This is a genomic window from Rhodopirellula sp. MGV (genome assembly GCF_002251265.1).
Taxonomy (GTDB): domain Bacteria; phylum Planctomycetota; class Planctomycetia; order Pirellulales; family Pirellulaceae; genus Stieleria; species Stieleria baltica_A.
The window spans coordinates 25,270-39,000 of record NZ_NPDI01000031.1 but is presented as its reverse complement, the minus strand read 5'-3'; the positions used below and the strand labels follow the sequence as shown (position 1 = coordinate 39,000).

The following is a 13,731-nucleotide window of genomic DNA, read 5'->3' as shown; positions in this document are numbered from 1 at the left end:
TGTGTTTGGTGGTGGGGTGCCCGCTGAAGTCTAGCCTTTCGGCGATTTCCGGTCGCGCGGGAGCAGTGATGGACGGGAACCGACGCTAGCGCGTTTCGGCTGATGGGCGCTAGCGTCGGTTCCGTCCCGGTTCTCCCTTCTCAGCTTCGACAAACGACGCTGCTCCCAGGACACCGGAAATCGCCTAAAGGCTAGACTCCAGCGAGCACCCATTAGCCGATACGCACTAGCGTCGGTTTCGCCCCGGTCCTCCCTGCTCGGCTTCGGCAAACGACGCGTTGGCGTCGGTTTCGATCCAATCTCCCAAAAAACAAACGCCCGGGTTTGATCCCGGGCGTTTGGCGTTTGACTTGGATTTGATCGCGGCGTTCGCGATTCGATTCCTAGTATCGGTAGTGATCTGGCTTGTAAGGACCTTCCACTGGCACACCCAGGTAATCAGCTTGCTCTTGAGTCAGCTTGGTCAACTTGGCGCCCAGTTTGTCGAGGTGCAGACGGGCGACTTCTTCGTCCAGCTGCTTCGGCAACATGTAAACCTTCACTTCGTACGTGTCGTTGTCACGATTGGTCCACAGTTCCATTTGTGCAAGAACTTGGTTCGTGAACGAGGTGCTCATCACGAAGCTTGGGTGACCGGTCGCACAGCCGAGGTTCACCAAACGGCCTTTGGCCAAGATGATGACGCTGCGTCCGCTGTCCTTGAAGGTGTAGCGATCAACCGCGCCAACGTCGGCAGGTTTGATCTCGTCTTTCGACGCACGCCCTTGCTCCACTTCGTTTTCGAGCCATGCGACATCGATTTCGGTGTCGAAGTGGCCGATGTTGCAGCAGATCGCGTCTTCGGGCATTTCCTTCATGTGCTCGCCCAAGATGATGTCCTTGTTGCCAGTCGTGGTGACAAACAAGTTCCCTTCTTTGGCGGCGTTGTCCATCGTGGTGACCTCGAAACCTTCCATCGCGGCTTGCAACGCGTTGATGGGGTCGATTTCGGTGACGATCACGCGACAGCCATAACGCTGCAGGCTATGAGCACAACCCTTGCCGACGTCGCCGTAGCCACAGACGACTGCGACCTTGCCGGCCAGCATCACGTCCGTCGCTCGCTTCACGCCGTCAGCCAGCGATTCGCGGCAACCGTACAGGTTGTCGAACTTGCTCTTGGTCGCACTGTCGTTCACGTTGATCGCAGGAACGGCCAGTTTGCCGGAGCGGTTGAGGACTTCCAGGCGGTGGATACCGGCGGTGGTCTCTTCGCTGACGCCTTGGATTTCCTTCAGCAGTTCTGGGAACCGGTCGTGAACCATGGCGGTCAAGTCACCACCGTCGTCCAGGATCATGTTCAGCTTTTCGCCGGAAGGGAACGTCAGGGTTTGCTCGATGCACCAGTCGAACTCTTCCTCAGTCATGCCTTTCCAGGCATAGACGGGGATGCCAGCTTTGGCGATTGCCGCCGCAGCGTGGTCTTGAGTACTGAAGATATTGCAGCTACTCCAGGTGACCTCGGCGCCCAACTCGACCAGCGTTTCAATCAGAACCGCAGTCTGGATGGTCATGTGAAGGCAACCCGCAATGCGAGCGCCTTTGAGTGGCTTTTCCTTGCCGTACTTCTCACGCAAGGCCATCAGGCCAGGCATTTCGTTTTCGGCCAGGTTGATTTCCTTGCGTCCGTATTCGGCAAGGCTGATGTCTTTGACACGGTACGGCAATCGTTCGGTATCGGCTTGCGACACAGTAGAACTCCTTGGGTTGTGACGGTTGAATGCATCCGTCCAATCAGGGGCCACGAACCTACCGCAGGGACTCCCGCTGGCACGCGCTCCCAAACGCGTTTGACGAGGCCGGTCGGGCCAGCCCCGGACCGGACCTCCACGCGACATGCTGGAGAAATGAGCCGGTCAATTGGGCGAATAGTTTAGCGATCGAAATCCATTTGGGCATGGGGTGCAATCTGGCATCGCAGCAAATCCCGGATTGAGTTCCGGTATTGCCACCTAGACAACCCGCAAGGGCCAAATGCCTAGACGGCGGAAAAGCGTCATTTGCTATCAGCCAATGTAGGAGTCTAGCCCCCCGCTGATTTGGAGTCGCCGAGAGCGACGGTGGTCGGAGGAAGAACGCCATCCAAGGCGGGTCGGCTGGAGTCTAGCCTTTAGGCGATTTCCGGTGTCGCGGGGGCAGTGGTGGATCGAAACCGACGCTAGCGCGTATCGGCTTAGGTAGCCAGGGGGCGTGGGGAAGGACTCATCGCTTCGTCCACTACGTTGGGGCATCTTCAAAAAAAACTTGGCCTTGGGTTTCGCCTTCCCCTCCCTACCAGATCGCTGCCAAAAATTCATTTCCGATCTACTTCAAACACGTGACATTTTGCTCTTGCCGGTTTGCGGTGTTCCATCGCAAATCAACGAAACGGGCCACGGTGGACTCTCTGGGAAGGCTTTGCGGGCGCAGTTTCTTGTGAAACCGATCTTGTTTCACTAATCGGCATTCGCTTAGTTTCCCGCGAAACGTGAAGGGCGAGCCCAGTGCTCCGACCCGTTAAACTTGAGCAATCGGGAGTCTGATTCGTGGGCCGGATCTTGTGCGTCGTCAACCAGAAAGGCGGTGTGGGCAAGACAACCACAGCCGTGAATCTTGCTTCCGCACTGGCACTGGCCAACCAGTCATGCCTGTTGCTTGATATGGATCCCCAATGCAATGCGACCGGATCCCTGGGCTGTGAACCGACCAGCGGTCACGCCCTGGTGAGCGACGCATCCATTGAAGACTCCATTGTAGAAACCGAACAAACCGGCCTGAGCTTGTTGCCTGGAAGCAGAACCTTCCAGGACGTCGACTTGCTGGCCACCGCCGATGATCAGCAGGCCGACCGCGTGCGGAAGCACCTCGACAGCATCATCGACAAATACGACTTCGTGCTGATTGACTGTCCTCCCAGTGTTGGTGAGTTGACACAGTCGGCCTTGGTCGCCAGTACCGAAGTGTTGATCCCAATCCAATGCGAGTACTTCGCAATGGAAGGACTGACGCAACTTATCCAAACCATTAAACGGGTCATCGTTGCCACCAAGGGCAGACTGACCTTTGGCGGAATCCTGCTGACCATGTATGATCCCGCCCTCGAATTAACTCGCGAAGTGGACCAGGAAGTCCGCGAGTTTTTCGGTGATATCGTCTTCGAATCCGTCGTGCCGCGGGACGTTTCGCTGAGCGAAGCCCCAAGTCACGGCAAAAGTGTTTTTCAATATGCACCACGCTCCCGAGGTGCATACGCCTATACGCAGTTGTGCATGGAGGTGCTGCAGCGTGACTAGTTCATCCGCCGGAACAAAGGATCGTCGTCTAGGAAAAGGCTTGGCCGCATTGTTGGGCAGCCCATTGGATGACGAAGGCAATCCGATCCCTGAATCGAATGGCCACAGCAATAATGAATCCCGTATCAAGCCGCTGATGCTGCCGGTCGACCAGATCGAGGCCAACCCCTTTCAACCGCGTCGCGAATTCAACTCCGAAGAAATCGCGTCGCTGGCAGAAAGCATCCGCAGCCACCAACAACTGCAACCGATCTTGGTTCGCGTCGTCGATGGTCGGTACCAGCTGATCAGTGGCGAACGCCGATTGCGTGCGACCGTCCACGCGGGATTGAAAGAGATCCGTGCCGAAGTCCGTGAAGCGGACGATCGCTTGGTCGCCGAACTGGCCATCATCGAGAACTTGCAACGCAAGGACTTGAACCCGATCGAAAAGGCGATGTCATTCAAACGCTACATCGACGAGCACCGCTGCAAACAAGACGACTTGGCACGCCGCCTGAGCATCGATCGTAGCACGATTGCCAACCTGATGCGTTTGTTGGAACTTCCCCACGAAGTCTTGGACTTACTGCAAGACGGCAAAATCACCGCCGGTCACGCTCGCGCCTTGTTGCCGATCGGTGACGATAAAGTCCAACTGACGACCGCACACAAGATCATGGCCGAACGCATCAGCGTCCGTGCGACGGAGTCTTTGGTCGCAGAAATGCTCCGCGAAGAAGAAGACCGCGAGACCGGACGAAAGGTTACCAACGCGACTCGGCAAAAACGCAGTACCCTGTCGCCGCATCTGGAAGCGATGCAACAAGAATTCCGCATGGTGTTCGGCACCAAAGTGGAAATCAAAAGCAGCGCCCGTGGCAAAGGTCGTATCACGATTCACTTCACCGACAACGACGAATTCGAGCGACTGCGTGGCATGCTGACCAACGAGACTCGGCCAAGCTTGCGAGTCGCCGGCTAGCCACCAAACGACTGACACGATCAAACGAAATCGCCCAGCCTGAACGGACTGGGCGATTTTTTTTGCCCTGTTTCGAACGCTTCGCCGCCCGTGCGCCAGAAGTCTTCGCCTACAGCCAGCACAGGGCAATGTGGAGGGGCAGTATCCTGCAGGAAGCCGCAGGCGAGTTTGTGCGACCTCGCCGAATCGCAATCGTGCCCTATAATGGACATGTCTCTGAACCTTTCACCCCGGGAGCGGGTGTCGTGGACAATACGGCGCGGAAATTCATTTTGGTGTGGGCCATCGGGCTCGCAGCGGTTACGGGCCTCGGATCGGCCACAGCTGCGGATGCACAGCGCGGCTACCAGGTCGACATTCCCGTGCCGCTCGATAGCCAAGCGACTTTGGCTGTGATCGGGACGTTGGAACGTCTTGTGGAATCCGCACCCAACGACGACCGACTGGATGTGGTGTTGCATTACGGCAGCGACAGTTCCGGTGGGGAAGCGACCTCGTTTGAGGACGCATTGAAGTTGGCGCGTGCGATGACAGGCAATCGCCTGCGGGGGCTTCGCTTGGTGTCCTGGGTCGAGGGTGATGTCACCGGCCATTCATTATTGCCGATCATCGCGTCGGACTCGTTGCTCGTATCATCTGCGGCCAAACTGGTGGACGCGTCGAGCGGCGAGACTGAATTCGACGAAACGATTCAATTGACCTACCGGTCGGTGGCGGCCAAGCGGGGCGTGTTCCCACCGGCGCTTGTCGAAGCTTTGGTCAATCCGGAAGTCGAGCTGGCTTGGGTGAGCACGGTCGGTGGTGACAAGTCATTCGCGTCTGGCGAAGAACTTGTGAAACTGCGTGAAACCGATTCCGTTTTGGGTGAAGAGATCTGGAGCGCGCCTGGAGCGCCGGCCACGTTTTCCGCAGACCAACTTCGGTCAGCACGAATTGCGGCTGGGCTTGTCAGTGATTCGCAAGGCGTTACCGAAGTCCTTGATCTCGCTGAGTTGATCCCGGCCGACCAAGAAAGCGCGGTCGGCGAAGTCAAAGGTGTGCACTTGGAAATCGCCGGTGCGATCGCGAGAAATCGTGTGCGACGCTGGCAGAGCAACTTGACCGCATCGCGAAGCAAAGACATCAACACGTGGCTGGTATCGATCGACTCCGTTGGCGGCGATATGGATCAAAGTGCCTTGTTGGCTAGCTTGTTGGGGTTGCCCGAGCCGCCGATTCGCTCGGTGCCAGGTTTCGTCGAACGCGAAGCTCGTGCCGATGCTGCGTTGATTGCGGTCTCTTGCAAACCGCTCTATCTGAAAACGGATGCGACACTGGGGGGCAAAGGTGCGGATGAAATCTCGATCACCGATATCGACAATCACCAGGAGTTGATCGATCAGGTCGCCCGTTCGACCAAGCGACCGGCGGGGCTGATCCGCGGGTTGCTATGCAGTGACTTGGAAATTCATCCTTACACAAACAAGAAAACGGGGCAAATCAAATACTGCACCCCTGACGAATTGGTCGCCGGTGTCGATGACCCGCAACTTGAACGCGACCGCTGGGAACAAGGCGAGCGAATCGATTTTGCCGAAGGCCTGCCGGCAGATCGGGCGATCGAGCTCGGTTTAGCGGAGGCCAAAAGTGAGTCGCTTGAAGACGCCGCGGCCAGAGCTGGGTTTGATGTTGTGCCGCCACCGGTGTCCGACCGCGGCATCATCCGTTTTGTCGAGCGGATGGGGCGAAGTAAGGGATTGATGATGATCTTGTTGATGGTCGGCTTCATCGCACTCAGTGCAGAGATGAACGCTCCTGGGATTGGCGTCCCCGGGTTCTTTGCGACGGTCTGTTTCGGATTGTTCTTTTGGATGAACTACCTCGCTGGGACCGCCGAATGGCTGGAACTGGTGCTGCTGATCATGGGGCTCGTTTGTCTGGCGCTTGAGGTCTTCGTGATTCCCGGATTCGGGATCTTTGGAATTGGCGGGATGGTGATGACAATCGGTGCAATTGTCTTGATGAGTCAGACGTTTGTCCTGCCCAAAAACTCCTACCAGCTGACCGTCGTCACACGTGGCTTGTGGGCAGCCATTGTTAGCTTGCTCGGCATGGTCGGCGGTTTTGTGTTGATGCGGCAGTTGTTCCCACATGTGCCACTGTTCCGCCATCTGATCATGGAGACTCCCGACGCGATGGCGATCGACGAAGCGGAAAGGTTGGCCGACTTTGGTTGGTTGCTGGGGCAACAAGGCATGACGACCACACCGCTGCGTCCTAGCGGCAAAGCCCAATTTGGAGATCAGATTGTTCAAGTTGTCAGTGATGGTTCATCGATCGACAAAGGCAACCCGGTGAAGGTGATCGAGGTCCAGGGAACTCGCGTGGTGGTCGAGGGCTGACGCGTGCAGTTACTTTATGCTTTCGGATTGCTCGGACTGTATTTCGTGTTGCTGGTCGGCGAGTTCTTCTTGCCAACGGGCGGTGCCTTAGGGATCGCCGCCGCGATCACGGCGGTGGCGTCCGCATTCATTGCATTCACATATGGGCCGATCACGGGATTCGTCGTTGTGGTCGCGATCGCCGTTTCAACCCCAACGATCTTGTATCTCGCGGTCGGGATTTGGCCCAGCACGCCCATCGGGAAGCTGATCTTAAATCGCACTCCAGGCCAAATTGACGCACCAATCGAAAGTCGAACCCGAAGCGGTGAAAAGCGGAAAGATTTGGTGGGCAAGATCGGGATCGCAAAGTCGAACTTGTTGCCGGGCGGATTGATTGAACTCGATGGCGAACGACTTGATGCCGTATCGATCGGAGTACCGATTGATGCCGGAACCGAGGTGATCGTCGTGAGCGTCGTCACCGGGAAACTAAAAGTTCGCCCAACCACCGATGACGAACGAGCAAGCGTGATCGGGGTGACCGAACAAGTTGCCTCCGACGACAGCCCTTTACCTGAAGCAATTCCATCGAATGCGTTTGAAAGCAGCTTGGAAACCTTCGAATTCGAAGGGTTCGAAGAAGATTCAGAGTTCGACCGCGAAGGCAACTGAATTCGATTGAATTCGCCAGCCCACCGGTTCGGGCCCCCTACCTCAGTTGACACCGCATGACGCAGGCGGGAAATTAGGGGCCGGCGGAAGCACTCGATTTACACTGACAGGACGTAGCACAATGGTTTTCGGGTCCACCTTTTCTTTGACCATGATGCCCAATGCGCTGCAGGGCACACAGTTGCTCGCACTGGATGCATCCGACATCACTGGATACGGGCTAATTGCCGCGTTCCTGATGATCGGCCTGATCATGGTCGTCGTCCTGGTGTTCGCAAAGTACTTTGGGCTTTGGATCCAGTCGTTTCTTACAGGTGCCGGAGTCGGGATCGGTGATTTGATCGGAATGACGTTCCGTAAGGTCAACGCAAGGTCGATCGTTCGTACCCGTATTATGGCGGTGCAAGCCGGGTTGGACGATCCCGCGATGACGAGTGACGCATTGGAAGCACACTACCTTGCGGGCGGCAATGTCCAGCAGGTCATTCGCGCGGTCATCGCAGCCAAAAAAGCCAAAACCATTTCGCTGACGTTCCGTGAAGCGGCTGCTATTGACCTGGCGGGACGCGACGTTCTCGAATCGGTCAAGACGAGCGTCTATCCCAAAGTGATCGATTGCCCACCGCGTGGCGCCGTCAAACCATCGTTGGACGCTGTTGCAAAAGACGGGATCCAATTGAAAGTTCGAGCCCGCGTGACGGTGCGAGCGAACCTGCAGCAATTGATCGGGGGAGCGACCGAAGAAACGATTATCGCTCGCGTCGGCGAAGGGATCGTCAGCGCGATCGGTAGCGCACGCAACCACGCCGCCGTTCTGGAAAACCCCGATGTGATCAGCAAGGCCGTACTCGCTAAACGTTTGGATTCGCAAACCGCGTTCGAAATCGTGTCGATCGACATCGCTGACATCGATGTTGGTGCGAACATCGGCGCGCGGCTGATGGCTGACCAAGCCGAAGCCGATACGCAAGTCGCACGAGCCCGAGCGGAAGGCAAACGTGCTTCAGCGGTTGCCGAAGAAAAAGAAATGGAAGCGAAGATCGAAGAAAGCCGCGCCGAATTGGTGATGGCACAAGCGGCCGTGCCGGAAGCAATGAGTGAGGCGTTCCGAACCGGGAAACTGCACATTCTCGATTACTACAAATTGCAAAACGTAAACGCCGACACTGAAATGCGAAAAGCAATTGCCAACACTGGCCAATCGCGTGGCAACAACCAGATCAAACGGAGTTAAAAATCGTCGAACGGCTAGATTCCGCGAGAAACTGGAGTTCCGGCATTCGCCGCCCAAACATCCGTCTCTTTTCACCCTGTCTCCTTTTACCCTGAACGCCCATGGCTGGTGACCTCGAAGACTTTCTGAAACGTGCCGCCGAACGCCGCGCCCAAAAGCAGCGTACGGCGGGGAATGCGCGTACGAATAGCGGTTCGGGGCAGCGGCCGCACACGCAGGGTTCCCAACAACGTCAGAAACGGCAAGCTCCTCAGTACACCAACTCGCGTCGTGAACGTCAGGTTCGTGTCGAGGATGATGAGCCGATTCTGTTGGGAGAGCCGATTGAAGTCGAAGGCCCGTTGGCCGCCCAGCAGCAACAACTGGCGATTTCAAAGCGGCGTGCAGAAGACGCTCGCAAACGCATTTCGGAGGCACAGCGGTCGGTGGCAGCACTGGCGCCAGGTGATCCAAGCGAAGACGATCATGTGACTGAAAATCCCATCGAAGAATTGCTGCAGCATTTGTCGCGTCCCGGTGGTGCTCAGCAAGCGTTCTTGTTGAACGAGATCTTGACGCGTCCGAACTGGGACGACCTCTAATCGGCTTCGATTTGTTCGCGATGCCGGTCCGGCGATCTACTGGGCGAGGTATTCGCGAACGCTGAAGAGGGCCGTCAGCCCGCCGATCACGATGCCTAGAAGCAATCCAACGACGAACCCCAGCGGGAACGGCTTACGCCGACGTCGTGCCATCCCTGGATCGATCGGTTGGTCCAGCAGTGGTGGGATTTGGGATTCTGATGTTGCGACACTGCCTGATCCCGGATGAGAAATTTGCGACGCGCTTTCACCGAGCAGCGGTGGCGGAAGCTCTAACTCCGCCGCCTCATCATCCGGGGACTCATTGCCAATCGGTGGCGCCATCCAGGCTTGGCGTTCGATCGGGCGATCGACTTCGAACGTTGTCGTGCACCATGCTTCGAGTCGTTCGGCAACTTCGGCCGCCGAGGAGATTCGCCGCGTCGGATCTTTTTCCATCATGTCGGCGATCGTGTCGACAAAGTCCTCCGTCAGATCAGGGGCGAACTTCCGCGGATGCCATGGGGTTTGTTCACAATGCCGTTTGCATTTGCTTTTCGAATCGCCGCCCGGAAACGGCACTTTGCCAGTGACGGTGTAGTACAGCGTGCAGCCGAGCGAATAGATGTCGCTGGTCGGGCCGATTGAACGTGGGTTGCGAATTTGTTCGGGTGACAGGTAGTCCGCCGTGCCGACGATTTTTCCGGCCCGCGGGTCGTCATCAAGTCCCATGCTCCATGCAGCCAACCCGATATCAGAAACCTTGGCGCGTCCTTCCGGCGTGACCAGGATATTTCCCGGTTTGACGTCGCGGTGGATCAGTCCGATTTCGTGTGCGTACTGTAAACCACGGGCGGCCTGCGACACGACCAAAGCCGCATGACTCATGCTGAGCGGGCCGCCGCGACGGACCAGTTTGCGCAGGTCGGTGCCGGGCACATATTCGGTCACGAGATAGTGCACATTGCCGTCTTGTCCGGCGTCAAATGCGCGAACGACATAGGGACAGTCCAGTCCGGCTTGGAGACGGATTTCACGAGCGAACGAATCGCGTGACAGTGCTGTCGATTTCTCGAGTGGCAACACTTTGACGGCACACTCGCGGCCCATCACGTTGTGGACTGCTTTGAAGACTTGCCCCATTCCGCCTTGCCCAATCCAATCCGTGATCAGGTAGGGGCCGAGCGTCAGTTTGGTGCGGCCGGCGTGTAGCTGTTGCGCTTGGTAGTCGGTGATCAGGCCGCTCTTTACCAGCGTTGCCGCGACCAGTGCGTCGTCATCCGATTGAACTTTATCGATGACCTTCGCGAGTTGAGCTTCGGTGATCAGGCCGCTTTTGATCGCAGACTGTTTGAACAGGGTATTTAGCATTAACTTTCCAAGTTCACTCCGCCGGCGCTTCGAACGAACGCGACGCGGGGAAGATCGCCCACCAAGGTTTCGATCCGATCCAGAAACTCTTCGTCGTCCGCTTCGTTGGGCGTTGCCAAACCAAGATACACGAACGCCGCATCGCGGCTGGTGGTCTGGATGGCAGTCGGAGCGTTTTCGGACACAACGACTTTGGTTTTTCCGCTGATACGCGCTTCGCGAAGCAAGCCGTCCAAGTGCGATTTGACTTCATCGATCGCAGATTCAGATTGCACCACACGCAACAGTCGGAGCTGCCGTCCACGCCATGCGTCGTGTGAAAGCATCAGGTGAGCCAACAGGACCATCAGTTCGCCGTTCGCACGTCCACGCCACCAAACGTCGACGGTACCCATTGGCGCGATCGATTCGGTCGTCGGGTCTTCCGTTTGACGCAGCATCACGACGCTTCGGTCGAGCCCTTCAAGATTGCGCAACAATCGGCAAAACGTTTGCATGCGATCTTTCGATAGCGGACACCCCATTAACACCACATTGGGACGCACGCGACCGAGCCCCTGGCATTGCACCAGGGCCTGGACGCCAGAGGCGTAGTCGCTGGCGATCACAACCGCAGGAAAGCCGACCAACTGCTGTTCTTTGATCAACGAGTGCAGGATTGATTCCTGATTCGACAAGCGTTCGCTGCGGTCTTCGAATCCGCCTTTGATCACTTGCCCGAGCAACATCATTCCGGTTTCACGTGTCAACCAACTGCCAAAGACGACCAAGTGGGGGCGGCTAAAACCGGTGCCGCTGAGTGCCAACACGAACGGCCGCCAGTTTTTGGGGTGGTACAGGCTGTCTTCGAGTTTCAGCAAGTTGCGGCGGGTGCGTTCAAACAGCAAGCCGCTATTGATGTCGCCCCAATCAGTGTCCAGGTTAGCCCGGGTTAGGTAGTAATGCAGTGCACCGACCAAACAACTGGCGACGAGTGCCCAGCGCCAATCGATCAGTAACATCACGATCCCGCAGCCCACCGCGCCGCAAAGCGAAGTCAACCAATTGCAATAACGAAATTGGGGGCGGTAGCTGGGGTTGTTGGTGATCGATTCATAAAACGTGGCCAAGTTCAAAAGGCCGTATGTCACCAGAAACGCCATCGTGATCAACGGCGCGATCGTATTCAAATCCGCCGCGACGATGCCGACCTGCGCGATCAATGCGGTTGCCAGGATCGCCTTGCGTGGTTCCCCATCGCGACTTTCGCCAAACGGCGTCAGCGAAGTGAACACGCGATCTTTGGCCAGTGATTGCAGAATTCGCGGCGCACCCATCATGCTGCCAAGGGCCGATGAAAGCGTGGCGGCGAACACGCCCATCGTGATCAGGCTTGGGAACGCCGAAATCTGTCCGACGATCATGTTGTTGCCAATCAGATCTTCTCGAGACGCGCTGCCAGCAAGGAAGATCGCCATTGATCCGTAAACGATTGCCGTTACCACAACGGCCGCCAAAGTCCCACGTGGAATCGACCGAGCTGGATCTTTCAGGTCCCCTGACATGTTCGCACCAGCCATGATCCCGGTGACCGCCGGAAAGAACAACGCGAAGACGGTCCAGAATGATTCGTTGAGGGTAAAGCCGGTTGACCAGTTCGATGCAAACAAGTTGTGGTCGAAACGTGCGCCCGTCCCAAGATAAAACGAACCGAGTGATGCGACGACGCAAGCCAGAATCACGAATTGAATTTTGATGGTCCAGCCGGCGCCTACCCAAACGCAAATCGCGACTGCCAGATTGGTGATCGACGCGACCAAGACCGGTGACACGCCCTCCGGCAACATCACCATCAACGCTTCGGTGAAACCGATCGCATACATCGCGACCGACAACGCCTGGGCAGTGAAAAACACCAACCCAATTGCCCCGCCGAACTCGGGACCCAAACTGCGGCTGATTAAGAAGTACGCCCCGCCGCCTTCGACACGGGTGTTGGTTGCGATCGCCGACAATGACAGTGTGGTTAGCGTCGTGATCAGTTTGCTGCCAAGAACGATCACCAACGTCGCCATCAATCCTGCTTGGCCGACCACATAGCCAAACCGCAGGAACATGATCACGCCAAGGATCGTCAACACGCAGGGTGTGAACACACCACCAAATGTCGAGAACGCGTTCGCTTTCGATTCCCCTTTCACCCTAGCGCCCCCACAACGCCGTGCTTGATTTGCCTATCGCAGGGCGCGATCATCGCGCTCTGCAACCAGGTGTTGTTCGGACTACTGTCGCGGTTGAAATTTGAAGCGTTTGCTTTTGCCAAAGAATTCGAGCGGGTTGTCATAGACCACCTTCTTGATCAACGACTCGCTCAAACCACGCCGGCGCATTTCGAAAATCAGGTCGGGCACCGCCGTTGGTTTGCTCGGTCCCCAATCACCGGCGGAGTTCGCCATCAGACGTTCGCCACCGGTCATTTCGATCATGTCGACGGCACGCTGCGGCGTGCATTTGGTGACGGGATAAAGCGTCATGCCGGCCCAAAAGCCACGATCCAAGACTTCCTTGATCGTGTGTTCTTCGACGTGGTCGACCAGAACACGGTCGGGGGTGACGCGTGAGTCGTCGCACAACATGTCCAGGATCATTCTCGTGCCCTGGTATTTGTCTTCCAGGTGCGGCGTATGAATCAGGATCAGTTCTTGATGCGTGACCGCCAAGTCGACGTGTTCGGCAAAGATCGTCGCTTCGTTCTTCGTGTTTTTGTTTAGCCCGATCTCGCCGATGCCCAAGACGTTGGGCCGCTGGAGAAACTCTGGGATCATTTTGATCACTTCACGCGACAGCTCGACATTTTCGGCTTCCTTCGCATTGATACACAGCCACGTGTAGTGCTGAATCCCGTACTGTGCCGCACGTGCCGGTTCGGTTTCAGTTAGCTGCCGGAAGTAGTCGCGGAAACCGTCGACACTGCCACGATCGTAGCCAGCCCAAAACGCCGGCTCGCTCATCGCCACACACCCCATCCTCGCAAGCGTTGCGTAGTCGTCGGTGGTGCGGGAAACCATGTGGATGTGTGGATCGATGTAGTCCATGGCCGATGGTGGGCGTTGGTGAAAGTGTGATGCCCGCGGGTCGGCAATCCGTCTCAGACGTCGGCGCCAACAGGTCAACGGGCAGGGTTCAGTCGCAAGCGGTTGAGGTCGCTACGCAGAGACTGGGAATTGGATGGAGACTGGGAATTGGAAACGTGGAACGAATAATCGCGGTCGCTCTG

10 protein-coding genes are annotated in these 13,731 nt (G+C 57.0%); 6 read left to right on the top strand and 4 right to left on the bottom strand.

All coding sequences use genetic code 11. The features are described 5' to 3' along the window. Nucleotides 1-383 precede the first annotated feature (383 nt). Nucleotides 384-1,730, bottom strand: a complete 1,347-nt coding sequence (ahcY, locus tag CGZ80_RS11065; protein WP_094414294.1) for an adenosylhomocysteinase — start codon at nt 1,728-1,730, stop codon at nt 384-386. Between the two features lie 834 nt (nt 1,731-2,564). On the opposite strand from ahcY, the gene CGZ80_RS11055 reads away from it, so the two are divergent. From CGZ80_RS11055 to CGZ80_RS11030, 6 genes are all read left to right on the top strand, one after another. Continuing rightward, entirely contained in the window at nt 2,565-3,311 is a 747-nt protein-coding gene (locus tag CGZ80_RS11055; protein ID WP_094414290.1) for a ParA family protein, read from the top strand. Beyond that, nucleotides 3,304-4,275: a ParB/RepB/Spo0J family partition protein gene (locus CGZ80_RS11050; protein ID WP_233148360.1), complete on the top strand. Its 972-nt coding sequence runs from the start codon at nt 3,304-3,306 to the stop codon at nt 4,273-4,275. The genes CGZ80_RS11055 and CGZ80_RS11050 overlap by 8 nt, the downstream gene beginning before the upstream one ends. Before the next feature lie 245 nt (nt 4,276-4,520). Then, on the top strand, nt 4,521-6,656 hold the full coding sequence (locus CGZ80_RS11045; RefSeq protein ID WP_158222653.1) for an NfeD family protein: 2,136 nt from the start codon (nt 4,521-4,523) through the stop codon (nt 6,654-6,656). A 3-nt stretch (nt 6,657-6,659) separates the two neighbouring features. Then, nucleotides 6,660-7,310: an NfeD family protein gene (locus CGZ80_RS11040; RefSeq protein ID WP_094414285.1), complete on the top strand. Its 651-nt coding sequence runs from the start codon at nt 6,660-6,662 to the stop codon at nt 7,308-7,310. Nucleotides 7,311-7,461: 151 nt separating this feature from the next. Then, nucleotides 7,462-8,544: a flotillin-like protein FloA gene (gene floA, locus CGZ80_RS11035; RefSeq protein ID WP_409994542.1), complete on the top strand. Its 1,083-nt coding sequence runs from the start codon at nt 7,462-7,464 to the stop codon at nt 8,542-8,544. A gap of 101 nt (nt 8,545-8,645) precedes the next feature. Continuing rightward, entirely contained in the window at nt 8,646-9,125 is a 480-nt protein-coding gene (locus tag CGZ80_RS11030; RefSeq protein ID WP_094414283.1) for a hypothetical protein, read from the top strand. A gap of 36 nt (nt 9,126-9,161) precedes the next feature. Here CGZ80_RS11030 and CGZ80_RS11025 read toward each other — a convergent pair whose 3' ends face one another. From CGZ80_RS11025 to CGZ80_RS11015, 3 genes are all read right to left on the bottom strand, one after another. Continuing rightward, the gene (locus CGZ80_RS11025) at nt 9,162-10,475 is read right to left on the bottom strand and encodes a serine/threonine protein kinase (RefSeq protein ID WP_094414281.1); all 1,314 of its coding nucleotides are present in this window, start codon (nt 10,473-10,475) and stop codon (nt 9,162-9,164) included. Further along, entirely contained in the window at nt 10,475-12,655 is a 2,181-nt protein-coding gene (locus CGZ80_RS11020; RefSeq protein ID WP_233148359.1) for an amino acid permease, read from the bottom strand. Before CGZ80_RS11020 ends, CGZ80_RS11025 begins: the two co-directional genes overlap by 1 nt. An 81-nt stretch (nt 12,656-12,736) precedes the next feature. Next, nucleotides 12,737-13,549, bottom strand: coding sequence for a TatD family hydrolase (locus CGZ80_RS11015; protein WP_094414279.1), 813 nt, complete (start codon nt 13,547-13,549; stop codon nt 12,737-12,739). Nucleotides 13,550-13,731 lie beyond the last annotated feature (182 nt).

Excerpts from the sequence above, each read along its gene's own strand:
- floA (WP_409994542.1), top strand. The coding sequence starts at position 7,462 with ATGATGCCCAATGCGCTGCAGGGCACACAGTTGCTCGCACTGGATGCA.
- CGZ80_RS11030 (WP_094414283.1), top strand. The coding sequence starts at position 8,646 with ATGGCTGGTGACCTCGAAGACTTTCTGAAACGTGCCGCCGAACGCCGC.
- CGZ80_RS11025 (WP_094414281.1), bottom strand. The coding sequence starts at position 10,475 with ATGCTAAATACCCTGTTCAAACAGTCTGCGATCAAAAGCGGCCTGATC.
- CGZ80_RS11015 (WP_094414279.1), bottom strand. The coding sequence starts at position 13,549 with ATGGACTACATCGATCCACACATCCACATGGTTTCCCGCACCACCGAC.